Source organism: Cupriavidus pauculus (assembly GCF_002858765.1).
GTDB classification, from domain to species: Bacteria; Pseudomonadota; Gammaproteobacteria; order Burkholderiales; family Burkholderiaceae; genus Cupriavidus; species Cupriavidus pauculus_B.
This window is the reverse complement of sequence record NZ_PJRP01000002.1, coordinates 202,793-223,761: the sequence shown is the minus strand read 5'-3', so window position 1 is coordinate 223,761 and position 20,969 is coordinate 202,793. Positions and strand designations below refer to the sequence as shown.

The 20,969-nt window shown below is 66.6% G+C and carries 22 protein-coding genes; 9 read left to right on the top strand and 13 right to left on the bottom strand.

Going from position 1 to position 20,969, the window contains the following annotated elements; translation table 11 throughout:
- Positions 1-128: 128 nt before the first annotated feature.
- The 12 genes from CYJ10_RS05875 to mltA all read right to left on the bottom strand — a co-directional run bounded on the left by CYJ10_RS05875 (position 129) and on the right by mltA (position 12,694).
- On the bottom strand, positions 129-1,751 hold the full coding sequence (locus CYJ10_RS05875; protein WP_101680586.1) for an ABC-F family ATP-binding cassette domain-containing protein: 1,623 nt from the start codon (positions 1,749-1,751) through the stop codon (positions 129-131).
- Between the two features lie 251 nt (positions 1,752-2,002).
- The gene (cobA, locus tag CYJ10_RS05870; RefSeq protein ID WP_257993100.1) at positions 2,003-2,878 is read right to left on the bottom strand and encodes a uroporphyrinogen-III C-methyltransferase; all 876 of its coding nucleotides are present in this window, start codon (positions 2,876-2,878) and stop codon (positions 2,003-2,005) included.
- A 12-nt stretch (positions 2,879-2,890) separates the two neighbouring features.
- Positions 2,891-4,417, bottom strand: a complete 1,527-nt coding sequence (locus tag CYJ10_RS05865) for a cytochrome D1 domain-containing protein (RefSeq protein ID WP_101680584.1) — start codon at positions 4,415-4,417, stop codon at positions 2,891-2,893.
- The gene (gene nirJ, locus CYJ10_RS05860; RefSeq protein ID WP_101680583.1) at positions 4,414-5,577 is read right to left on the bottom strand and encodes a heme d1 biosynthesis radical SAM protein NirJ; all 1,164 of its coding nucleotides are present in this window, start codon (positions 5,575-5,577) and stop codon (positions 4,414-4,416) included. The genes CYJ10_RS05865 and nirJ overlap by 4 nt, the downstream gene beginning before the upstream one ends.
- A gap of 3 nt (positions 5,578-5,580) precedes the next feature.
- Entirely contained in the window at positions 5,581-6,114 is a 534-nt protein-coding gene (gene ahbB, locus CYJ10_RS05855; protein WP_101680582.1) for a siroheme decarboxylase subunit beta, read from the bottom strand.
- A gap of 5 nt (positions 6,115-6,119) precedes the next feature.
- Entirely contained in the window at positions 6,120-6,638 is a 519-nt protein-coding gene (locus tag CYJ10_RS05850) for an Lrp/AsnC family transcriptional regulator (RefSeq protein WP_101680581.1), read from the bottom strand.
- Positions 6,635-7,618 (bottom strand): siroheme decarboxylase subunit beta, encoded by a 984-nt coding sequence (gene ahbB / locus CYJ10_RS05845; protein ID WP_101680580.1) that lies wholly within the window; start codon positions 7,616-7,618, stop codon positions 6,635-6,637. The genes CYJ10_RS05850 and ahbB (CYJ10_RS05845) overlap by 4 nt, the downstream gene beginning before the upstream one ends.
- A gap of 16 nt (positions 7,619-7,634) precedes the next feature.
- Complete coding sequence (locus CYJ10_RS05840; RefSeq protein ID WP_101680579.1) at positions 7,635-8,900, bottom strand: cytochrome D1 domain-containing protein; 1,266 nt, start codon at positions 8,898-8,900, stop codon at positions 7,635-7,637.
- Positions 8,822-9,190, bottom strand: coding sequence for a c-type cytochrome (locus CYJ10_RS05835; protein WP_101680578.1), 369 nt, complete (start codon positions 9,188-9,190; stop codon positions 8,822-8,824). Before CYJ10_RS05835 ends, CYJ10_RS05840 begins: the two co-directional genes overlap by 79 nt.
- Before the next feature lie 41 nt (positions 9,191-9,231).
- Positions 9,232-9,537: a c-type cytochrome gene (locus CYJ10_RS05830; protein WP_101680577.1), complete on the bottom strand. Its 306-nt coding sequence runs from the start codon at positions 9,535-9,537 to the stop codon at positions 9,232-9,234.
- Between the two features lie 68 nt (positions 9,538-9,605).
- Positions 9,606-11,255, bottom strand: coding sequence for a nitrite reductase (locus tag CYJ10_RS05825; RefSeq protein WP_101680576.1), 1,650 nt, complete (start codon positions 11,253-11,255; stop codon positions 9,606-9,608).
- Positions 11,256-11,566: 311 nt separating this feature from the next.
- A complete protein-coding gene (gene mltA, locus CYJ10_RS05820) occupies positions 11,567-12,694 on the bottom strand; it encodes a murein transglycosylase A (RefSeq protein ID WP_101680575.1) in 1,128 nt (375 codons plus the stop codon).
- A gap of 64 nt (positions 12,695-12,758) precedes the next feature.
- Between mltA and CYJ10_RS05815 the strand changes: the two genes are divergently transcribed.
- The gene (locus tag CYJ10_RS05815; RefSeq protein ID WP_101680574.1) at positions 12,759-12,956 is read left to right on the top strand and encodes a hypothetical protein; all 198 of its coding nucleotides are present in this window, start codon (positions 12,759-12,761) and stop codon (positions 12,954-12,956) included.
- A gap of 46 nt (positions 12,957-13,002) precedes the next feature.
- Here the strand turns inward: CYJ10_RS05815 and apaG are convergent, their stop codons facing one another.
- A complete protein-coding gene (gene apaG, locus CYJ10_RS05810) occupies positions 13,003-13,377 on the bottom strand; it encodes a Co2+/Mg2+ efflux protein ApaG (protein ID WP_101680573.1) in 375 nt (124 codons plus the stop codon).
- 204 nt (positions 13,378-13,581) lie between these two features.
- Between apaG and rpe the strand changes: the two genes are divergently transcribed.
- The 8 genes from rpe to CYJ10_RS05770 all read left to right on the top strand — a co-directional run bounded on the left by rpe (position 13,582) and on the right by CYJ10_RS05770 (position 20,967).
- A complete protein-coding gene (rpe, locus tag CYJ10_RS05805; protein ID WP_101680572.1) occupies positions 13,582-14,283 on the top strand; it encodes a ribulose-phosphate 3-epimerase in 702 nt (233 codons plus the stop codon).
- Between the two features lie 14 nt (positions 14,284-14,297).
- The gene (gene gph, locus CYJ10_RS05800; protein WP_101680571.1) at positions 14,298-15,044 is read left to right on the top strand and encodes a phosphoglycolate phosphatase; all 747 of its coding nucleotides are present in this window, start codon (positions 14,298-14,300) and stop codon (positions 15,042-15,044) included.
- 466 nt (positions 15,045-15,510) lie between these two features.
- On the top strand, positions 15,511-17,034 hold the full coding sequence (trpE, locus tag CYJ10_RS05795; RefSeq protein ID WP_101680570.1) for an anthranilate synthase component I: 1,524 nt from the start codon (positions 15,511-15,513) through the stop codon (positions 17,032-17,034).
- A gap of 18 nt (positions 17,035-17,052) precedes the next feature.
- The gene (locus tag CYJ10_RS05790) at positions 17,053-17,622 is read left to right on the top strand and encodes an aminodeoxychorismate/anthranilate synthase component II (RefSeq protein WP_101680569.1); all 570 of its coding nucleotides are present in this window, start codon (positions 17,053-17,055) and stop codon (positions 17,620-17,622) included.
- A gap of 65 nt (positions 17,623-17,687) precedes the next feature.
- Positions 17,688-18,716, top strand: coding sequence for an anthranilate phosphoribosyltransferase (gene trpD / locus CYJ10_RS05785; RefSeq protein WP_101681047.1), 1,029 nt, complete (start codon positions 17,688-17,690; stop codon positions 18,714-18,716).
- A 6-nt stretch (positions 18,717-18,722) separates the two neighbouring features.
- Positions 18,723-19,526, top strand: coding sequence for an indole-3-glycerol phosphate synthase TrpC (gene trpC, locus CYJ10_RS05780; protein WP_101680568.1), 804 nt, complete (start codon positions 18,723-18,725; stop codon positions 19,524-19,526).
- Between the two features lie 45 nt (positions 19,527-19,571).
- Positions 19,572-20,216, top strand: coding sequence for a CYTH domain-containing protein (locus tag CYJ10_RS05775; RefSeq protein ID WP_101680567.1), 645 nt, complete (start codon positions 19,572-19,574; stop codon positions 20,214-20,216).
- On the top strand, positions 20,206-20,967 hold the full coding sequence (locus CYJ10_RS05770) for a uracil-DNA glycosylase (RefSeq protein WP_101680566.1): 762 nt from the start codon (positions 20,206-20,208) through the stop codon (positions 20,965-20,967). Before CYJ10_RS05775 ends, CYJ10_RS05770 begins: the two co-directional genes overlap by 11 nt.
- Positions 20,968-20,969 lie beyond the last annotated feature (2 nt).

The window sequence follows — 20,969 nt, the reverse complement described above, 5'->3', positions numbered from 1 at the left end:
GTAACGAAGCCGCCGGGCGCCTGTCAGGGCCCGGCGGCTTTTTTGCGTCTATCAACAGGCGCCGATCATGTCGATGGTGGCGATGGTTTCGAGATGGCGATGGTGGTGATCAGATCACGGGGCAGCCCTCACCAGGCATCGAGCTGCCAGCCTTCGTCGGTGGCCAGCAGGCGGTCGGTCAATGCCAGGCCGTCCAGGAAGGCATCGTCGTGCGACACGACGATCAGTGCGCCCTTGTAGCCGCGCAGCATCGCTTCCAGCGCCTGCGCCGACGGCAGATCCAGATGGTTGCTCGGTTCGTCGAGCAGCAGCAGTTGCGGCGGCGGGTCTGCGTAGAGCGTGCAGGCCAGCGCCGCCTTCAGTTGTTCGCCGCCGCTCAGCGCGCCGCTGGGGGCGGCGATCTTCTGTGCGTCGAGCCCAAGGTGCGCCAGCAGCATGCGCAGGTTAGCCTCGGTTGCGGTGCCGTTGGCCGCCTGCATCTGCGCCAGGACTGACTGCGCCGGATCGACGTTGGCCAGTTGCTGGTCGAGGTAGATCGTCTCGGCCGAACGCCTGCAGGCGCCGGCCAGTGGGGCAAGCTGGCCGGCCAGCGTCTTCAGCAGCGTGGACTTGCCGCACCCGTTCGGCCCGACTACGCCCACGCGCTGCTTGCCGGTCACGATCAGGCTGACGCTGCGGGTGGCACCCGACACGAACGGTAGCGCCACCGCATCCAGCTCGGCCACGCGCCGGTGTGCGACCTGACCCACCTGAGCGACCGGCACGCCGTGAAGTGTGATGTGTGCCGCGTCCTCCACCTGCTGCGCGGCGTTGCGCACGCGCTGGTCCAGATCGGTCTGGCTGGCGGCCTGTTGCTGGCGCAACTTGCCGGCGGACACTTCGCTGCGCGCCTTCTGGCCGCCCAGCAGAATCTTGGCCTGGTTCGACGTCTTGCCCTCCCGATTGCCGCGCGCATGGCGCCGTGCCTGGCGCTCGCGTTGGTCCACCATGGACCGTTGCTCGCGCTTGCGTTCGAGCTTGCGCTGTTCAAGCTGCCCAATCGCGTGCTGTTGCTCGTCCGTCTTGCATTGGGCGTAGAACGTGTAGTTGCCGCCATAGCTGCGCAGCCCCAGCGACGACAGTTCCACGATGCGCGGCATGGTGTCCAGAAGCGCCCGGTCATGGCTGAGCACCAGCAGCCCGCGCGGCCACTGCTGCAACTGCTCGATCAGCGCCCAACGTGCGGGCCGGTCGAGATGGTTGCTGGGCTCGTCCAAGATCAGGAAATCCGCATCGGACAGCATGGCGCCGACCAGCGCCACCCGCATGGCCTCGCCGCCGCTCAGTGTGTCAGCCGTCGTGGCGGGGTCGAGATGGCCCAGGCCGCTGCGTTCGAGCGCCTGTTGCAGCCGCTGGCGGACATCCCAGCCGGCGCCCACGGCGTCGAAGTCCTCGGGCGCGCTACTGCCCGCCTCGATCCGCGCCAGGGCGTCGAGCGTGTGCTGCACCCCGGCCAGGCCGGCCACGGTGGCATCTCCAGGGGGCGACACCTGCTGGGCCAGATAGCACACGCTGCCAAAACGCAGGCAACGGCCGCGCGTTGGCAATAACTGCCCCGCCAAAATCTGCGCCAGCACGGATTTTCCCGCGCCATTGCGGCCGACCAGGCCGGTGGGGCGCCGGTCGAAAATTTCGTCGAGATCGGAGAAAAGCGTCCTGCCGTCGGGCAGGACATAGGACAGGCCTTCGAGCCTGAGATAGGGATCGGTCATGCGTGGATTCCAGAGATGCCAGGAACTCCCCCAGCTTGCGGGGGCGGGTGGAGACTGGCCGTCTTGTCGACGGCGGCATCAATGGCGCATGGGACCAATACCTCTGTGTTGGGGGATCAGGCCGCCATTGTAATGGGGATGGCAGATTCTTGCGTGATGGGGCGCGGGTGCCAACGAAGGCGGTGGCACCCTGGGGACTGGTTCCCCTTCCCGCCTCGCCGGAGATGAGTTGGGGAAGGGGATAAAACCGTTCAAACAGCGACGTCGCAGCTTGAGATACCTGCTCTCTCCCCCGGCCCCTCTCCCGCTCGCGGGAGAGGGGAGAAAACCGCAGGGCGATGCAAAGCCGTCGCCACCACTTCGCCCACGAGGATGATCGACGGGCTAGCCAGCCCCGCCCCCACCGCATCAGTCAGCGTGCCCAGCGTGCCGGTCCAGTTGCGCTGATCCGCGCAACTGGCATGCATCACCACGCCTGCCGGCATGTCGGGCCGCATCCCTGCCTGCAGCAATGCCTCGCGGATCGACGCGATGCGGTGCATGCCCATATAGATGACCAGCGTGGTGCCGCTAGCCGCCAGCGCCCGCCAGTCCGGTTCGCCATCGCCGCGCGTGTGCGCGGTGACGAACGTCACGCCATGGCAATGGGCGCGATGCGTCAGGGCGATGCCCAGCGCCTGGGCAGCGGCCAGGCCACTGCTGATGCCATTGACCACCTCGACATCCAGCCCGTGCCCGCGCAGGAACGCAGCCTCCTCGCCGCCCCGGCCGAACATCAGCGGATCGCCACCTTTCACGCGCGCCACGCAGCGGCCCGCCAAGGCGTGCGCCAGCGTCTGGGCGTGGATGCTGGCCTGGCTGACCGAGCAACGCCCGCCGCGCTTGCCGACGGAGATGATCTCGGTGCCCGGGCTCGCGTAGCACGCCATCATCTCGGGCACCAGATCGTCGATCAGCCAGACCTGCGCCTCCGACAGCGCCCGCGCGGCCTTGACCGTCACCAGTTCCGGATCCCCCGGGCCGACACCTATCAGCCACACCTTGCCGGTCTTCCGGTCCTGCGCGCCCTGCCTCGCCTGCCCGTCTTGCGCCCCGCGTGGGCCGTCCGTGTTCCACCGTTTCATCATGTCTTCCTCAGTTCAATGGCTCGTGCCCGAAGAACGCGTGGTCTTGTTGAACACGTTGTACTTGCCCACGGGCTTGTCCATCGGCAATCGCTTAATTTCCTGCAGCGTGGCCGCGTCGTAGACCACGATGGCGCCCTTGTCTTCCATCAAGCTGACCAGCGCATAGTGGCCGTCACGCGTGAACTCCACGTGCGCCGCCGTCCGGCCCGCCGACGGCGTGACGCTGCCCACCACCTTCAGCGTCTGCTTGTCGATGATCTGGAGCGTGTCGCGCCGCGGGCTCATCATGGCGTCGGTCCAGGCATAGGGCGTGGCCTCGTGGCTGCGCAGGAAGAACCCCGGGCCATTCGTGGCTATGGTGGCCACGGTCTGCCAAGTCTGCATGTCGATCACGCTCAGCGCGCCCTGCTTGAGGTTTGGCGACGCCATCACGTCGCGCCCGTCGCGCTGCCAAGTGATGCCACTGCCAAGGTGCGGCATGCCGGACAGCGCCAGGTCCGCCACCTTGCGGCCGGCATCGAGGTCGATCACCTGGCCCGCGCCACCGCGCGAGGCGCCAAGGATATGGCGATACGGCTGGTCGAAGAAGAAGTCGTCGAGCACTTCGTCCAGCGCGATCACGCGCGGCTCCAGCGTCGCGTACGGAATTTCCCAGACCTCGGGGATGTCGCGCAGCGCGGCGATAAACGAGCTACGCGGCGCGGCATCGTAAACCGCCGAAACGCGCGACGCCTTGCCGTTTGCCCCGGTCACCGGGTACACCCGCGCCAGCGACAGGTCATCGGCACGCAGCAGCACCATGGTCTGCGGCAGCGTGTTGCCGGCCAGCACCCATTTGCCGTCGTCGCTGACCGCCACATTGCGCGTGTTCAGCCCTGCGCGTATCTCGGCCACCAGCGTCAGGTTCCACAAGTCGTACTTGCTGATCCAGCCGTCGCGGCTGGCCACATACACATAGCGGCCATCGCGGCTGAACTTGGGGCCGCCATGCAGCGCAAAGCGCGTCTGGAAGCGATAGATGGGCTCCAGTTTGTCGCCATCGAGCACGCTCAGGTGATGGGTGCCCGATTCGACGACCAGGAACAGGTTCGATGGATCGGCGCGAAACACCGGTTTGTCCGGCAGGCTGCCCGGTGCGTGATAGACCACGCGCGACGCGCGGATGTCTGCCGCCTCCCAGTGCGGCGCCTGCGCCAGCGCCGTGCGCAGCCAAGTGGCGATCTGGTCCAGCGTGGCCTCCGGCAACTGCCCGGCAAAGCCCGGCATCTGCGTGGCGGCCCGACCATGGCGCAGCACATCGCGCAAGGCATCGGGCTTGAGCCGCTCCAGGCTTTCCGGCAACAGCGCCGGCCCCATGCCACCGAGCCGGTCGGCGCCGTGGCAGACCGCGCAGTGCTGCTGGAATGCCGCCTCTGTGTCGGACAGGGTATTGGCCAACGCACCGGGCAGCTCATCGGACGCCGCGCCGCCCACCGTGCCGGCGTGGGCCGTCGACCACACGCAAGCCGCCATCGCCAGCCCTGCAATCAGCGGTTTCATGCGACAACCTCCCGGCCTAGCGGATCAGCGATTTCCTGATCGGACAGATAGCAGCCCGGATCCTCGGCCCATGGATTCCCGCTGACGGCATAGGCGCGCACGCGCGTGTTGCCGTTGCAGATCTCGCGATGGGCGCACGTGGCGCAGCGCCCTTCCAGCGGCCGGGGCGCCGATTTGAGTCCGCGCATCAGCGGATGGCTGCGGTCGGCCCAGATATCGCCGAACGCGCGTTCTCGTACATTGCCGATCGACACATGCCACCACATGGTGTCCGGATGCACATTGCCGAGATTGTCGATATTGGCCACACCCACGCCTGTGGCATTGCCACCCCAATTGACCAGGCGCTGGCGCATGTCGGCCAGCCGGCCGGGCTGGCGCCGCGCAATCCAGTGCAGCAAACTCACGCCGTCGGCATCGTTGTTACCCGTGACGAAATCGCCCGCCCGGCCTTCCTGGGCACGCGCCCAGACATGGTCGAACAGCCAATCCACTGCGACGCGCGTATGGGCGTGATGGGCATCGTCGCCGCGATGGCTGCTGCCACGGCCTGCATAGTTGAAATGCGATAGATAGAACTTGTCGATGCCTTCGGCTTCGGTCAGTGCCACCACATCGGGCAACTCGTCGGCATTGGCTTCGGTCAGCGTCATGCGCACGCCCACGCGCAGACCGCATTGCCGGGCCACGCGCAGGCCGTCCAGCGCCTGCCGGAATGCACCGGGGCAGCGCCGGAACCGATCGTGCGTGGCTTCCATGCCGTCCAGGCTCACGCCCACATAGTCGAAGCCGGCCACCAGCAGACGAGCCGCGTGCCGGGTGTCCAGCAGCGTGCCGTTCGACGATAGCGACAGGTGAAAGCCAAGCCGCTTGGCATGTGCGGCGATCTCGTACAGGTCTGGCCGCAGCAACGGCTCGCCGCCGGACAGGATCAGCGCCGGCACCCTGGCTGCCTTCAGCTGTTCCAGCACCCCGATGGCTTCGGTCGTGGACAGCTCGCCTTTGAAATCGGTATCGGCCGACGTGGAATAGCAGTGTTTGCAATTGAGGTTGCAGCGCCTCACCAGATTCCATATCACCACCGGGCCACCGGCGCGGCGCGGCGCCGGTACGGGGCCGCCGTCGCGCAATGCCTCCATGAAGCGGGAAACTCTGAACATGTATCAATCTCCGGAAGCCCGCAGGCGCAGGCCGGTTTTCTTAAGGATGCGCGTGGACCAGAGTACCTCGTGCGCCCGACATGCCTGGTCCAGCAAATCTCGTATTTCTGCGATGTGCGGGGCTGCCTCTTCCCGCGTGCGCGCATGCACCATCGCAAACAGGTTGTAGGGCCAGTCCGGCAGCCGGCGGGGCCGCTGGTAGCAATGGCTCACGCAGGGCAACGCGCCCACGCGCGCGCCCAGTTCGACAATCCGCGCGTCATCGACATCCCACACCGTCATCCCGTTGGCGCGCCAGCCCAGCGCGTAATGGTTCGGCACCGCGCCCACCCGGCGCAGCACGCCGCGGTCGCGCATGGCCGCAAAGCGGGCCAGCACCTCGTCTTCCGGAATACCGATCAGGTCGCCCAGCGCTTGCCACGGCGCCTGCACCAGCGGCAGGCCGGCCTGCGTAGCCTGGATCAGCGCGCGGTCGATGGCGTCCAGTTCGCTGGCGCGAGTCGAGGCGATACAGGGGATGCTGGGGGCGATGGGCATGGTCGCTACACCGGTAGATACAGGTTGACGAAGAACTCGCGTTCCTTCGGGAAGGGCAGGATCTCGACACCGGCGCTGGCCGCCATGCGAGCCAGCACGCCGGGCACGTCGGCAGCATCGGATACGGCCAGCACGAACCACAGGTTCAGGTGATGCGTGCGGGCATAGTGATGCGCCACCTCGGGAAAGGCGTTGATGGCCGCGACAACGGCGTCCAGCCGGTCGGCCGGTGCATGGCAGGCGCACAGCACGAACTGGCCGCCGGCGTGCTCGATCTGGAACAGCGGGCCGAAGCGCGTCAGCACGCCCCGCGCCAGCAGCGCACGCACGCGGGCGATCAGCGTGGCCTCATCGATTCCGAGTGCGGCGGCGGCATCGGCATAGGGCCGACGCGTCAGCGGCAGCTCGCGTTGCAGCGTGTTGATGATGCGTCGGTCGAGGGCGTCCAGGGCATCCGGGGTGTCCAGGCCGACGGGTGTGTCGAGTGCGGCGGGTGCATCCACCGCGGTGGCGTGGTCGTTCATGTCGGCGGCACCTCCCAGCTATAGCGCGTGCCGCACTGCTTGAAGCACGTGCCGCTGCGCAGGACCCTGCCCGGCAACGCTCCCATGCCGGCCTGCTGGTCAAAGTGTTCCAGCGCGGATTGCAACTCGGCTTCGCTGCGCGCATGCACCATCGCGAACAGGTTGTACGGCCAGGCAGGCAGCCGGCGCGTACGGCGGTAGCACAGCGACACCGGCGCCACGCGCGCCAGTCGCGTGCCGATGGCATCCACACGGGCATCCGGCACATTCCACACGCACATGGCGTTATGCCGATAGCCAAAGGGCCGGTGATGCAGGATCACGCCAAAGCGGCGGATCACCCCGCTGGCATGCCACTGCGCAATACGCGCCAGCACCCGGTGCAGCGGCATGCCCGTGCATCGGGCCAGCGCGTGAAACGGTTGTGGTGTCAGCGGCAGCCCCGTTTCCAGCGCCGCCACCAGGCGCCAGTCGTCCTCATCCAGATGTGTCGATTTGGGCGATGGCGTGCGCCAGCCACGTGGCGTGCCCGGCGTGCCGGACATCGAGAAACCCAGGTCGATGTGGTATTCGCGCTCCATCGGCAGGTCCAGCGGCGACTGGTCCACGTCGTCGGCGATGCTGCCCAGCACCACGTCCAGCGCGGCCCGCGTGCGCGCGCCGGCCACGAACCAGAGGTTGTAATGGTGACCATGCCGCGCGTAGTTGTGGCTGACTGCGCCATAGGCATTGACACGCGCCGCCACCCTGGACAGGGCCTCCGGCTGCACCGCCAGCGCGGCCAGCGTACTGGCGCCGATCACGTTTGGCGCGAACACGGCGCCAATCCGGCTCACTCGGCCGGCGCCCACGTCGCGCGCCAGCAGGCTCAGCACGGCGTGTTCGTTCAGGTCCAGCGCGGCGCCTGCGCTCTGGAACGGGCGCGGCACGATCGGGAAGTCGCGCTGGATGCAGTCGTAGAAGCGTTGCTCGTCGAACATGGCTGTCACATGGCAATTACATGCCGATGCGCTGCGCGCGCACCGTGAAGAAGATGCCGCTGGGCTGATCGGCCGTAAGTGTGGCGATGCGCCGGAACGTCGCGGTGTCGTAGACCTCCACGCGGTTGTCGTCGCGGCAAGACAGCCACAAGGCTTCGCCCTTCGGCGTTAACTCCATGTGCAGCACGCCGTGGCAGGGCGTCAGCGTCTTCACCACCTGCCGCGTGGCGGTATCCACCACCTGCACGGTATCGTTCTTCGGAAAGGCAAAGTTGACCCACACCTGGCGGCCATCGGGGCGCGCCATCGCAAACACCGGCTGCCCGGCCACGGCCACGCGCGCCTGTTCCTGCCAGTTGCGCGCGGGGTCTGCCACCAGCAGTTCGTGGCGGCCGATAGCCGGCAACCACGCCTGCCCCTGCGCCATGGCCCAGCCGCGCAGATGCGGCATTTTGTAGACCGGCAGTGGCGTCTCGCCCCGCCCGTAGCCGGACAGCACCTTGCGCGTGGCGGGCGGCGTCTGCCACAAGTCCACGAGCGACAGGCCGTCTTCGCCGAACAGGCCGGCCAGGTACCAACGTCCGTCCGGCGTCATCAGCCCGTCGTACGGCTCACGGCCGGCAGGCAAACGCGTGACTTGCGGTTGGCGCGGATCCGACGCATCGATGATCCAGATTTCGCCCGCCTCGAACAGGCTGGCGGCCAGCCGCTGGCCGGGCAGGTCGGCCAGGCCCACCACCTTGGACCGCCGCCCGTCGGGGCCGATGGCGGGGATTTCAGACAGCAGCTCCAGCGTCCCGGCGTCGAACAGCTTGATGCCGCCCGGCGCGTAGTTCTGCGCAGCCACCACCTTGCCGCCCTGCAGGATGGCGCCGCCGATGCTGTTGCCCGCCTGCTTCACGCGATGGGTGATGCGCTGCGCCAGCAAATCCACGCGGGACAGCCCGCCATCGCGGCCAAAGACAAATGCGTAGCGCCCATCGCGCGAGAACACCACGCTGGCGTGGGAAAGATCGCCCAGGCCGTCGATGGTGCCCAGGCTCGTCATGCCGGTGGTTTCCACTACCTGCAGCCGGCCGGTGGCGCGTTCGATGACCACGCCCAGGTCGCCGGTGCCGCGCACGGCGGCGCCCGGTTCGGCGGGCAAGCCGGTACAGGCGGTCACCAGCGATGACACCCCCAGCGCTGCAGCCGCGAACCGGATCAGTCGTGCAATGCTCCGGCGGACGATGTGGGGAGGACGGGCGGCGGTTTGCCCGCCTGGAGTCTGTCGATCAGCCATTGGGCTTCTTCCTGCGTCATGAACGGTTGCCACGGCGGCATGGCGGTGCCGGGCCGGCCCTGCAGCACGGTGGCTACCAGGCCGTCACGTGGCTTGCCGGCCAGTGCCTCGGCCGTCAGCGGCGAACCCAGCCCTCCCTGCAGCGTCATGCCGTGGCAGGCACCGCAGTCGTCGCGCAGCCAGCGCGCCAGTTGCGCCTGGCGTGCCGCGGACGGTTCCGCATACACCAGCGCGGCCGGCGTGGCCAACATGCCGAGCACCACCAGGTGCCATGCGATGGATCGGGCCATGGGTCGGCGGGTCAAGGGATCAGCGGGTCGGGATCAGAAGGTCAAAGGGTCAGTACCCACTTGGCCAGCGCGCTCGCGTCGGTATCGCTGACCGCGTTGGCCGGCATCGGGATTGGGCCCCACTTGCCGGTGCTGCCTTTCAGAATGCTTTGCGACAGCTTCGCCGCCGCGTCCTTGTCGCTCTTGTACTTGGCGGCCACGTCCTTGAACGCCGGGCCGACCAGCTTCTTGTCGACGCTGTGGCAGGCCATGCAGTTCTTGCTCTTGGCCAGTTCGGCGTTGGCATGGGCGGCCATCGGCAGCGCGGCTGCCAGCAAGGCGGCGCCGATCACTTTTGCGGGATGCATGTACGTTCTCCTGATAGGTCGAAAACTGGACAAGCAGCCAGCGCCACCAGGCGCCGGCTGCCCGGACGTCAATAGACGTCGTGCTGGGTGTTATGGGTATTGAACTTGCCGGTCGGCGTGATCAGGCGCGGGTCCTTGATGACGGTCTTGAGCTTGCGCGTCTTGTCATCGACCACCACCAGCGCCGATTCCTGGTCCTTGGTGCCCCATACGGAGAACCACACCTCGTCGCCGGCCTTGTTGTACTCGGCCTGCACCACGCGCTTGGCGCCCTCGCCCTTCAGGTTGGCCCATTCCGCGATCGGCAGGATCTCGTAGCCACCTTCCAGCTTCTGGGTGTTGAACACGGCCACCGACTGGTTCAGCTTGGTGTCGGGATTCAGCGGCGTGTCGACCCACAGGTTGTGGGACTTCGGATGGGTCTTGATGAACAGCGATCCGCCGCCCTGACCCTTAAGCGTCTGCACCACCTTCCAGGCGCTGGCCTTGTTCTTCACCGGATCAGTGCCGATCAGGCTGACGGTTTCGTCGCCCAGGTGGCTCGTGGCCCAGACCGGACCGTACTTCGGATGGACGAAGTTGGCGCCCCGGCCCGGGTGCGGGGTCTTGCCCACATCCACCAGCGCCGCCAGGCGGTCTTCCTTAGTGTCGACCACGGCGATCTTGTCCGACGCATTGGCGGCCACCAGGAAGTAGCGGCCCGTGGAATCGAAGCCGCCGTCATGCAGGAACTTGGCCGAGTCGATCGTGGTGGTCTTCAGGTTCTTCAGGTCGGAATAATCGACCATCAGGACCTTGCCGGTTTCCTTGGCATTGATGACGAACTCGGGCCGGTAGTGGCTGGCCACGATCGATGCCACGCGCGGCTCGGGGTGGTACTCGTTGTCGACCGTCATGCCACGCGTGGACACCACCTTCAGCGGCTTGAGCGTGTCGCCTTCCATAATCACGTACTGCGGCGGCCAGTAGGACCCAGCCACGGCGTACTTGTCCTCGAAGCCCTTGTATTTCGACGTTTCCACCGAACGGGCCTCCAGACCGATCTTGACTTCGGCCACGTTGTCGGGCACCGGCATCCACAGGTCGATCAGGTTCAGGCGCGCATCGCGTCCAATCACATACAGGTAGCGGCCCGATGCCGACATCCGCGAGATATGCACCGCGTAGCCGGTCTTGACGATGTTGATGATCTTCTTGGAATCGCCATCGATCAGCGCCACCTCGCCCGAATCGCGCAGCGTCACCGAGAACAGGTTGTCCAGGTTGTAGTGGTTCATCTTGCGCGCGGGCCGCTTGGCCACGGGCACGATGTCCTTGCGCGATTTTTCGATGTCGGCCAGCGAGAACTCCGGCGGGGTCGGCGGCTCCAGCTGCACGTAGCGCGCCATCAGGTCCACCTCGGGGTCGGACAGATCGCCCGACGTGCCCCAGTTCGGCATGCCGGCCGGGCTGCCGTACTTGATGAACGTCTTCAGGTATTCGGTACCGCGTGCCCGCGTGATGTCGGGCGTCAGCGGCTTGCCCGTGGCGCCCTTGCGAAGTACGCCGTGGCAGCCCGCGCACCGCTCGAAGTAGATCTGTCTGGCATGGTTGAACTCATCCGCGGTCAAGGTCGGCACCGGGTTCGGCGGCGGCGCCGTCTCGGCCTGGCCATGAGCCATCCAGAGGAACAGCGGCAGTGCCGCCATTGCGGGGAACATCCTGTGTTTCGCCTTCATGTCTCTGCTCAGCGAGAGTGGGGAATGCGGTGGCGTGCTGGTGCACGCCGGATGTGCCCATCATCGTGAAAATGCGATGACCAAGGATTGATGGCAGTCAAGCCGATGACAGTTCACACGGAACTCGGCCCGAGGGATGCGTCACAGCGTGACGGAATGCGGAGGGAGGTGTTGGGGAAACGCGAAACGGACACGCTGGCAGGGTAAAGACCCTGGGCGCGAAGAGGACATCTGAAGTACGTCGGGCAATGCATCTGCCGGTTGTCTCCCCTCTCGCGCGCTGGGAGAGGGGAGACAACCATCTGAACCCATCAACTACGTGGCATCAGCACCCACATGCGGCCGCCCTGCTTCATGCGGCCGGCAGTTTCACCGGCGGCGTCGCCGGCGCCCCAGAAGAAGTCGGCGCGCACGCCGCCCTTGATGGCGGAACCGGTGTCCTGGGCGAACATCAGGCGCTGGATCGGCTCTGTGGACAGCGGGCGGGTGGTCGACAGGAAGACCGGCACGCCCAGCGGGATCGTGGCCGGGTCCACGGCGATCGAACGTTCCGCGGTGAGCGGCACACCGAGCGCGCCCACCGGGCCATCGTTGTTCGGCGGCAGTTCGCGGAAGAACACGAAGCGCGGATTCACGTTGAGCATTTCGTCGACGCGCGCCGGGTTGTTGCGCGCCCAAGCCTTGATGCCCTGCATCGTCGCCTGCGCGGGCGTGATCTCGCCACGGTCGAGCAGCCATTTGCCGAAGGACCGGAACGGCTGGTCGTTCGTGCCGCCAAACCCGACGCGCATCACCGTGCCGTCCTGCAGGCGGATACGGCCAGAGCCCTGGATCTGCAGGAAGGCCGCTTCGACGGCGTCGTCCACGTAGACCAGTTCGTTGCCGCGCATCGCCGGCATCTGCAGCAGGTCGGCGCGTGCAGGCAGCGCGCCGCGCAGTTGCGCGGGGCGGCGGTACAGCGGCACCTGGTACTGGCCCTGGCGCGTGCGCGAGCCATGCAGGACGGGCTCGTAGTAACCGGTAATCAGGCCACTATCGGTGCCATCGACGTTGACCACGCGGAATGGCTGGAAGTTGGCTTCAAAGTAGGCGCGCATGGCCGTCAGGTTGCCGGCATCCACCATCAAGCCGGTGGCGCAGACGCGGCTCCATTCGGGCTTCTTCTTCAGCGCCTGGCAGCTGGCCTGCAGGGCTGGCCAGGCAGCGCGCACGTCGTCCTGGCTCCAGCCGCCGATTTCGGCCCAGGTGGCCGGCTGCAGCTTGCCGGCGTTCGGCGACGTCGACGGTGCCGGGGTGCCGGCCGTGCCGCCCGGCTGCACGCGGATCGGGCCGCCGCTCATGCAGCCGGCCAGGAGCGCGGCGCCAAGGGCGGACGCGGCCAGCGACAGCCAGCCTCGGGAAGGCGCACGCGGGGCGCGCGGGGAATACTGATATGCCATCTTGTTCGTTCTTTGCCTACAATCTCAACCCGATCCGACGACTGTCATAGACTGCCCCAACGCGATGAGCCAGTTCTTTGAAAACCATCCCACCCTGCTGCTGGCAGCCGAAGCCGGCCTGGCGTTGCTGCTGCTGATTTTCATCGTGGTTTGGACGATGGGCACCGCGAAAAAGCATCCGCGTCCCACCCGTGCGCCGCAGGATCACCCGTCGCGGGCCGGCCAGTCTCCGCAGGAGACGGACAAGGCGCCAGACGCCTAGATTCCCCGAGGCGCCCGCGCTCTGCCGTGCCGTGCCCGCTGGCCGCTCAGTGGAGCATGCGCGGCAGCACCAGCGCGAATTCGGGAATCGGCACCTCGAAGCGGTGGCCGTCCTCGGCCACGCAGAAATAATCGCCCTTCATCGATCCCACCGGGGTCGAGATCGTGGCCCAGCTCGAATACTCGAAGTGCTCGCCCGGCTTGAGCAGCGGCTGGTGGCCCACCACGCCCAGCCCCGCCACTTCCTGCGTGGCGTTGTCGCTGTCGGTGATGATCCAGTGCCGCGAGATCAGCTGCGCGGCCACTTCGCCGATGTTGTGGATGGTGATGGTGTAGGCGAACGCGTAGCGTCCGCGGTCCGGGTCCGATTGGTCGGCCATGTACTGGGTGCGCACGGCCACGGAAAAAGCGTACTCGCTCATTGTTCGACGGATGAGGATGGTCGGCTGGCCGGCGTCCCGCCTGGGGGCGCGGCCGGGTGTGTCGCATTGTGCGGCAAGGGCTTGGCAGGGGCAAGCACGCTCTACCGGGCAGGATCGGGCCCAACCGGCGTAAAATACGCGCCATTCTCGCGGATCCCCCCCCATCCGCCGCCTTCAGAGCCTCAATCCAGCGTCCGAACAGCCATGAGCCAGCCTACCTACCGCATCGCCCCGTCCATCTTGTCCGCCGACTTTGCCCGCCTGGGCGAGGAAGTGCGCCGCGTCACCGAGGCCGGTGCCGACTGGATCCACTTTGACGTGATGGACAACCACTACGTGCCCAACCTGACCGTGGGCCCGCTGGTCTGCGAGGCCATCCGCCCGCACGTGACCGCCCCGATCGACGTCCACCTGATGGTGCGCCCCGTAGACCGCATCATTCCCGACTTTGCCAAGGCCGGCGCCAATATCATCACGTTTCACCCGGAAGCCAGCGATCACATCGACCGCTCGCTGGCCCTGATCCGCGACAACGGCTGCCAGGCCGGCCTGGTGTTCAACCCGGCCACGCCGCTGCACCACCTGGACCACGTGATGGATCGCCTGGACGTGATCCTGCTGATGAGCGTGAACCCGGGCTTCGGCGGCCAGTCGTTCATCCCTGAGACCCTGAACAAGCTGCGCGCCGTGCGTGCCCGGATCGACGCCTACACGGCCCGCACCGGTCGCCAGATCCTGCTGGAAGTGGACGGCGGCGTGAAGCCGGACAACATCGCCGAGATCGCCGCCGCGGGCGCCGACACCTTCGTGGCCGGCTCGGCCGTGTTCGGCAAGCCTGACGCCGACGGCGGCTACAAGGGCATTCTCGGCACGTTCCGCGACGTGCTCGCCAAGGTCGGCAAGTAAGGCGGGCCCGGACGATGACGAGCGAAATCCTGCGCCGCACCGACTGGCGCGGCATCCAGGCGGTGATCGTCGACCTGGACGGCACCATGGTCGATACCGCCGGCGACTTCCATGCGTCGGTCAACGCGATGCTGCTGGCGCTGGTGCACCAACATCCGCACCTGGGGCCAGTGGAGCCGATGTCCGCCCAGGAGATCGTCAGCTTCGTCGGCAAGGGGTCGGAGAACCTGATCCGCCGCGTGCTGGACGCCCGCTTCAGCCCGCTGCACGCCAATGGCCTGTTTGCCGACGCCTACGCGCTCTATGACCGCGAGTACGTGCGGATCAACGGCCAGTTCTCCAATGTCTACCCCAATGTCCGCGAGGGCCTGGCGGCGTTGAAGGCGCTTGGCCTGCGCATGGCCTGCGTGACCAACAAGCCGTGGAATTTCACGGAGCCGCTGCTGGCCAAGACGGGCCTGGCCCAGTATTTCGAGCTGGTCTACGGCGGCGATGCCTTTGCGCTGCGCAAGCCAGACCCCTATCCGCTGCTCAAGGTGGCCGATGCGTTCCACCTGGATCCGGCCGCCGTCCTGGCCATTGGCGACTCCGAAAACGACGCCCGGGCGGCCCGCGCGGCGGGCATGGGTGTGCTGCTGATGCCCTATGGCTACAACCATGGGAACCCTGTACAAGGCGTTGACGCCGATGGTATAGTTCCCGACATTGTCCGCGCGGCAGCGATCCTTGCTGCACACACCCGGACAAACCATCACGGTTAATCCCTGAACACCATCAATGTTCCTCAACCGCAAACGCATCTTTTCTGGCAGTGATCGGCAGGCTTGGCCCTGGCGTCGCTGGCGCGCCTCTGAACAGGCGTAAAGTGCGTTCGCGAGTTTCCTGACGGGCTTGGGTCGCCCGGACGTCCGCAGTCTGCGGATTTCCTCCCACCCAGGCTCCGCCGGACCGGTCCCAATATCCTGACGACCGGCCTCCCCGGCAGATCCTTCCGCCAGCGCCGTAGTTCCGGTTGCTCCTGCTTGCGCCTGTGCTACGGTTAGCCTCGAGAACGCGCCACGCGCCGCCCCTGGCCGTGTGCTGCCTCATCGATTCACGTGTGCGCCACGGTCCGCCCCCCCCGGGGGAGGCGGGTTGATGCAGCTTGTCGCCCTCCCATCCCGCTGACGACATCACGGCGTCGCCTGACCCGACCAAACTGGCCGGCGCCGCAAGTAGAGGATCGACATGACCGAACTGGAATTCAAATCGCTGGCCGACCAGGGCTACAACCGCATCCCGATCATTGCCGAGGCGCTGGCTGACCTGGAAACGCCGCTGTCGCTATACCTGAAGCTGGCGCAGTCACAGACGCGCGGCGTGAACACCTTCCTGCTGGAATCGGTGGTGGGCGGCGAGCGCTTCGGCCGCTACTCGTTCATCGGCCTGCACGCCCGCACGCTGATCCGCGCCTACGGCCAGCGCGCCGAGGTGGTGACCGACGGCAAGGTAGTGGAAACGCACGAGGGCAACCCGCTGGACTTCATCGCCACGTTCGAGAGCCGCTTCAAGGTGGCGCTGCGCCCGGGCCTGCCGCGCTTCTGCGGCGGCCTGGCCGGGTACTTCGGCTACGACGCCGTGCGCTATATCGAAAAGAAGCTGGCCGACAAGCAGATGCCCGACGACCTGGGCCTGCCCGATATCCAGTTGCTGCTGTGCGAAGAACTGGCCGTGATCGACAACCTGTCCGGCAAGCTCTACCTGATTGTCTACGCCGACCCGACCACGCCCGAAGCCTATTCCCGCGCCCGCCAGCGCCTGCGCGAACTGCGCATGAAGCTGCGCCAGCCGGTTGACGTGCCGGTGACCAGCCCGTCGGTGCAGACCGAGGTCTATCGTGAATTCGCCAAGGCCGACTACCTGACGGCTGTCCACAAGGCCAAGGAATACATCATGGCCGGCGACATGATGCAGGTGCAGGTGGGCCAGCGCCTGATGAAGCCGTACCGCGACTCGCCGCTGTCGCTGTACCGTGCGCTGCGCTCGCTGAATCCGTCGCCGTACATGTACTTCTACAACTTCGGCGATTTCCAAGTGGTGGGTGCGTCGCCCGAGATCCTGGTGCGTCAGGAAACGCGCAAGGTCGGCACGCCGCAGAACGGTGACACCGAGACCGCGCACATCGTCACGATCCGTCCGCTGGCCGGGACGCGCCCGCGCGGCAGCACGCCCGACCGCGACGCCCAGCTGGCCACCGAACTGCTCAACGACCCCAAGGAAATCGCCGAGCACGTGATGCTGATCGACCTGGCGCGCAACGACATCGGCCGCATTGCCGAGACCGGCTCAGTCAAGGTCACCGACAAGATGGTGATCGAGAAGTACTCGCACGTGCAGCACATCGTCAGCTCGGTGGAAGGCACGCTGCGCGAGGGCATGAGCAATCTCGACGTGCTGCGCGCCACCTTCCCGGCCGGCACGCTGTCCGGCGCGCCCAAGGTGCGCGCGATGGAGATCATCGACGAACTGGAACCGCGCAAGCGCGGTATCTACGGCGGCGCCGTGGGCTACCTGTCGTTCGGCGGCGAAATGGACCTGGCCATCGCCATCCGCACCGGCGTGATCAAGGACGGCAATCTCTACGTGCAGGCCGCGGCCGGCATCGTGGCGGACTCGGACCCCGAGGCCGAATGGAGGGAAACCGAGGCGAAGGCGCGCGCCGTGATCCGTGCCGCCGAACAGGTCCAGGACGGCCTGGACACCGACCTCTGAGCCCCCGGGAGAGATGACATGCTGCTGATGATCGACAACTACGATTCGTTCACCTACAACCTCGTGCAGTACTTTGGCGAACTGGGCGCCGACGTGCGGACCTATCGCAACGACGAAATCACGATCAAAGAGATCGAGGCCCTGAAGCCGGACCATATCTGCGTGTCGCCCGGCCCGTGCAGCCCGCACGAGGCCGGCATCTCGGTGGAGGTGCTGCGCCACTTCGCGGGCAAGGTCCCGCTGCTGGGCGTCTGCCTGGGCCACCAGGCCATTGGCGAGGCCTTCGGCGGCAAGGTAATCCGTGCCAAGAAGGTAATGCACGGTAAGGTGAGCACCATCGAAACCACGCAGGAAGGCGTGTTCGCCGGCCTGCCGAAGCACTTTGATGTGACGCGCTATCATTCGCTGGCCATCGAGCGCGAAACGCTGCCAGATTGCCTGGAAGTCACGGCTTGGACGCCGGACGGCGAGATCATGGGCGTACGCCACAAGACGCTGAACGTGGAAGGCGTGCAGTTCCACCCCGAGTCGATCCTGTCCGAACACGGTCACGCGCTGCTGGCCAATTTCATCAAGGCGCCACGATGAGGCGCACCGATTTTTCCGCCTACTCCGCCGACCATCCAGCCGCCCACAACATCGAACAATCCGCCATGTCCATCACGCCGCAGGAAGCGCTGACGCGCTGCATCGAACACCGCGAGATATTTCATGACGAGATGCTGCACCTGATGCGGCAGATCATGCAGGGCCAGATCAGCCCCGTGATGGCCGCCGCCATCCTGACCGGCCTGCGCGTGAAGAAGGAAACCATCGGCGAGATCTCGGCCGCCGCCCAGGTGATGCGCGAGTTTGCCAACCACGTGGATGTGAAGGACCGCCAGAACTTCGTCGACATCGTCGGCACCGGCGGCGACGGCTCGCATACGTTCAATATCTCCACGGCGTCGATGTTCGTGGCCGCCGCCGCCGGCGCGAAGATCGCCAAGCACGGCAACCGCGGCGTTTCGTCCAAATCCGGCAGCGCCGACGTGCTGGAGGCGCTGGGCGTGAACATCATGCTAACGCCCGAGCAGGTGGGCCAGTGTATCGAGCAGACCGGCATCGGCTTCATGTTCGCGCCCACGCACCATCCAGCCATGAAGAACGTGGCACCGATCCGCAAGGAAATGGGCGTGCGCACGATCTTCAACATCCTGGGCCCGCTGACCAACCCGGCCGACGCGCCGAACATCCTGATGGGTGTGTTCCACCCTGATCTGGTGGGTATCCAGGTGCGCGTGATGCAGCGCCTGGGCGCGCGGCACGCGATCGTGGTCTACGGCAAGGACGGCATGGACGAGGTATCGCTGGGCGCCGCCACGCTGGTGGGTGAACTGAAGGATGGCGAGGTGCGCGAGTACGAGATCCATCCCGAGGACTTTGGCCTGTCGATGATCTCGAATCGGGGCCTCAAGGTGGCCGATGCGGCCGAATCAAAGGAAATGCTGCTTGAGGCGCTGGGCAACGTAGCCGGCACGCCGCGAGAAATCGTCTCGCTGAACGCCGGCACCGCGCTCTATGCGGCCAATGTGGCCAGTTCGATCGAAGACGGTATCCAGCGCGCGCGCGAAGCCATCGCCAGCGGTGCCGCGCGCGAGAAGCTCGACCAGTTCGTGCGCGCCACGCAGCAATTTAAGTAAATCGCCATGTCCGACATTCTCGAAAAGATCCTGGCCGTCAAGGCTGACGAAGTGAACGCGGCGCGCAAGAAGCGCGACCTGCCGAGCCTGCGTGCCGAGGCCGAGAGCCTGCGCGGCGAGCCCGGCCTGGCGCCGCGCGGCTTCGAGCGCGCACTGCGCGAGAAGATTGCCTCCGGCCACGCCGGGGTGATCGCCGAGGTCAAAAAGGCGTCGCCCTCCAAGGGCGTGCTGCGCGAGAACTTCGTGCCCGAAGCCATCGCCGAGAGCTACGCCACGCACGGCGCGGCCTGCCTGTCTGTACTGACCGACGTGAACTTCTTCCAGGGCCACGCCGACTACCTGAAGCGCGCCCGCGCCGCCTGCGATCTGCCGGCCCTGCGCAAGGACTTCATGATGGACCTGTATCAGGTCTACGAAGCGCGCACCTGGGGCGCCGACTGCATCCTGCTGATCGTGGCCGCGCTGGACCACGGCCTGATGGCCGAGCTCGAATCCTGTGCGCTGGAGCTGGGTATGGACGTGCTGGTGGAAGTGCATGGCGACGACGAACTGGATGCCGCGCTGAAGCTCCAGACACCGCTGGTGGGCGTGAACAACCGCAACCTGCGCACGTTCGAGGTGTCGCTCGACAACACGCTGGGCCTGCTGGCGCACATGCCGGATAACCGCCTGGTGGTGACCGAATCGGGCATCCTTGGCCCGACCGACGTCAAGCGCATGCGCGATGCCAACGTCAATGCCTTCCTGGTGGGCGAAGCGTTCATGCGCGCACCCGAACCGGGTGTGGAACTGGCGCGGATGTTCGGCTGAACCGACGACCGTCCGACTGAACAACGACTGACCACAGCAACGGCAATGGCAAAAGAGATCGAACTGAAGCTGGCCCTGCCCGACGCCGCGCTGGCGGCCGTGGCGGCGTGGCTCGACGCCCATGGCGAAGCGCGTGGCGAAGTCACGATGCTGAACGTCTATCTGGACACGCCCGCGCGCGACCTGGCCCATGCGCGGGCAGCGCTGCGGCTGCGCCGGAAAGACAGCCAGTGGCTGCAGACGCTGAAGACCGCGGGCAAGAGCGGCGGCGGCCTGGCCGCGCGCCACGAGTGGGAAACCGAAATTGGCGGCGAAGCCATCGAGCTGGACCGCTTCGACGCCCAGGCGCGCGCCGTGGTGGCCCCGCTGGCCGACCGGCTGGCGCCGGTCTTCCGTACCGATTTCGTGCGCCGCACGTGGATCGTCGAGCAGGACGGCGAGCGGATCGAGGCCGCCATCGATACCGGGACAATCAGCGCCCCCGGCACCGCACGGACCGAGCCCATCCAGGAACTGGAACTCGAATGGCTGCCGGGCAAAGGCGCGCAGTCTGACAAGGACGAAGCGCGCGCCGAAGCCGCGCTGCGCGCCTTCGGCCAGCGTCTGGGCCACGTGGCACCGCTGGCCCCCATGGATCTCAGCAAGGCCGCTCGCGGCTACCGACTCACCGACGCGCCCGATGCAAGCTGACCTGTTCGCCACCGAAACTTCAAAACCCGCCCCGTCCGTCGACTGCCTGCAAGATCAGGTCGATGCCCTGCCCGCCGCCTGGCGCAAGCTGCTGGCGCCGTGTATCGGCAATGCCGACTGGGCGTCGCTGTGCGATTTCGTCGATAGCGAGCGCGCTGCCGGCAAGCCGGTGTTCCCGCATGCGGTGTTCCACGCGCTGCACCTGACGCCGCCCGACGCGGTGCAGGTCGTCATCCTGGGCCAAGACCCGTATCACGGCACTGGCACGGTCGGCGGCGTGGAGATACCTCAGGCACACGGCCTGGCGTTCTCGGTGCCCGATGGCATCAAGGTGCCGCCGAGCCTTCGCAATATCTTCAAGGAAATCGCCGCCGAATATGGTGGCGAGCCGGTGCGTGCCTCGGGCAATCTCGAAGGCTGGGCGCGCCAGGGCGTGCTGCTACTGAACACGGTGTTGACCGTGGAGCAGGCCAATGCCGCCAGTCACGCCAAGCGCGGCTGGGAAGCTGTGACCGACTGCGTGATCCACGCGCTGGCCATGTCGCGGCCCAACCTCGTCTTCATGCTGTGGGGCAGCCACGCGCAGGCCAAGCGAACGCTGCTGGAAGGTCAAACACATTGCGTGCTGGAAGCGCCACATCCGTCCCCACTATCGGCACATCGCGGATTCCTGGGATGCGGGCACTTCAAACAGGCCAACGACTGGCTGGAACGCCACGGCCGGCCCGGCATCGACTGGCAGAACCCTTAAGC